The organism is Pseudomonas sp. UBA7500 (assembly GCF_002478435.1).
In the GTDB taxonomy this organism is placed as follows: Bacteria; Pseudomonadota; Gammaproteobacteria; order Pseudomonadales; family Pseudomonadaceae; genus Aquipseudomonas; species Aquipseudomonas palmensis.
Window position 1 is genome coordinate 13277 of sequence record NZ_DLNW01000025.1, and the last position, 2036, is coordinate 15312.

Below are 2036 nucleotides of genomic sequence, written 5' to 3' on the forward strand. Positions count from 1 at the left end.
GTACCTGCTGCAGGGCCTGGGCATCGAGACCGGCATCGACCTGGACAAGCTGATTGACGCCGGCCAGCGCATCAGTGCCGTGCTGGGCCGCGCCAGCGGGTCGCGTGTGGCCAGGGCACGCGCTGCCCGGTAACGGTGCGCAGCAACAGGGCCAATGGGGGGGCGAGTGTTACCGCCCCCACACCCGACAGGAAAAATCCGGGTAACACGGAAACAAATCAGCACAATTTCCCGTGACGATTTTTCCACCAAACCAGCAAACCATTGATTTTATTGGGTTTTAAAAAGTTGGCACGGCACCTGCTATATCTTTCGTACAACAACAATAAAAAATGCGACAACCCAATAAAAATAAGACGTACCGGCTCTGACATAACAAGAACAACACGGCAGAGGCGCAGCTAACAGATTTTTTTGAAGTGGATGGCTTTTCGGGGGCGTGCCCCGCGACCTGACAGAGAATAATAAAACTACCCCAAGGTAGCGCCCGTCTCGGTTGGATCAGCAATGATAAAGGTCGATCAGCGCTCAAAAAAATACGTTTGCTCTTGATCCCGGATGGGGATCGCAACGCAACAAGAGGCAAGGGTCGCCAAAAACAACAATAGACCACCCTCCAATAATAAAAAGAGCACACGCAACAAAATTTGAGGGGAGCCCAGGCTCCCCTCAGTGCTTGCTGCCCTACTCGTTCTGCTGGTCATCCTCTGGCTTATGCTTCTCCAGGCGGTCGACCACCCACGGCATCACCCCCAGCACCAGCAACGCCAGCACCGTGCTCACCAGTGCAGTGGCTTCGCGCCCCATGCCTGCGGCCACGCCGATGGCGGCGGTCATCCACAGGCCCGCAGCAGTGGTCAGGCCCTTCACATGACCCGCATCGTCCTCCTTGCCCTTGAGTATGGTGCCCGCCCCCAGAAAGCCGATGCCGGCGACGATCCCCTGCACCACCCGACTCAACGCTGCGTCGTCCGCCCCGGCCATGCGCGGCACCAGCACGAACAGCGCCGCACCGATGGCCACCAGCATGTGCGTGCGCACTCCCGCCGCCTTGCCCTTGAGCTCGCGCTCGAAGCCCAGCACCGCCCCCAGCAGCGCAGCCATCAGCAGGCGCACCGTCACCTGCGTCAGTTGCTTGGCATCGGTGATATCGGCGAATTCGGCAATCAGTGTCGACCAGACTTGGTGCCACCAGGCGTCCATGAGCAGCGTCCATCAGCAAGGGGATACTGGATGGACAACAGCCTGGCGCGCGAGTGCTGTCGACCGCTGATCGGCCACGCTCAGCAACCCGGCCGGCAACGGGGTCACAGCTGTAAGCCCCCCGTTCGAGGACACCGCCATGCCCATTGAAATCAACGAAACCACCAAGCGCTGCACCCTGATAGCCGATGACCTGAACATCGAAGGTGAAGCGGCAGAGGTGCAGATCATCACCGATGCCGTCCTGCGCATGTCGATCGCGACCCTGGCCGGGCAACGGGTGCCGATCACCGAGGCAGAGGCTGACGCGCTCACCGTGGCAGGTGCGGTGGATAGTCGCAGGCATTTGAAGACCTCCGAGGAGGGCTCGATCATATAAGGGCTGCAGGGTTTCAAGGGATAATCTGATACGGTTTTTATCCAGATATCTGCACCTGTTATGCAAACAGATGGGACGCCATAGTGCTCTGGCCTGATCGAGGCCTGATGAGCGACGAACCATGAGCGAACGAATTCCCGTCCAGATCGTTGAAATTGCCGAGCCCTCCACGTTCAAGAAGAAGGCCGCCAGCAGCGACAGACACATCCACACCCGTAGCTTCACCGGCTTTTTCCGAAACCTGCGCCTGGGTGGCGCGGGTTTTCTGTTTCTGCTGTTTTTCGGCACCGTCTGGCTGAACTGGGACGGGCGCCAGGCGGTCCTCTGGGACCTGGCCGACAGCAAGTTCCACATCTTCGGCGCCACCTTCTGGCCGCAGGACTTCATCCTGCTGTCGGCGCTGCTGATCATCTGCGCCTTCGGCCTGTTCGCCATCACCGTGTTCGCCGGGCGC

2 protein-coding genes and 2 pseudogenes are annotated in these 2036 nt (G+C 59.6%); 3 read left to right on the top strand and 1 reads right to left on the bottom strand.

What is annotated here, in order from left to right:
- A pseudogene (locus B4I46_RS11360) lies at positions 1-133 on the top strand (hydroxymethylglutaryl-CoA lyase); the annotation flags it as partial.
- Between the two features lie 551 nt (positions 134-684).
- Here the strand turns inward: B4I46_RS11360 and B4I46_RS11365 are convergent.
- Positions 685-1203, bottom strand: coding sequence for an MgtC/SapB family protein (locus B4I46_RS11365; RefSeq protein ID WP_058541229.1), 519 nt, complete (start codon positions 1201-1203; stop codon positions 685-687).
- Between the two features lie 139 nt (positions 1204-1342).
- Between B4I46_RS11365 and B4I46_RS11370 the strand changes: the two genes are divergently transcribed.
- A complete protein-coding gene (locus B4I46_RS11370; RefSeq protein ID WP_078480752.1) occupies positions 1343-1582 on the top strand; it encodes a DUF3203 family protein in 240 nt (79 codons plus the stop codon).
- A 121-nt stretch (positions 1583-1703) separates the two neighbouring features.
- Positions 1704-2036: pseudogene (locus B4I46_RS11375) on the top strand (cytochrome c oxidase accessory protein CcoG); the annotation flags it as partial.

Bases quoted from the DNA above. Each gene is read 5' to 3' on its own strand.
- B4I46_RS11365 (WP_058541229.1), bottom strand. From the start codon at position 1,203: ATGGACGCCTGGTGGCACCAAGTCTGGTCGACACTGATTGCCGAATTC.
- B4I46_RS11370 (WP_078480752.1), top strand. From the start codon at position 1,343: ATGCCCATTGAAATCAACGAAACCACCAAGCGCTGCACCCTGATAGCC.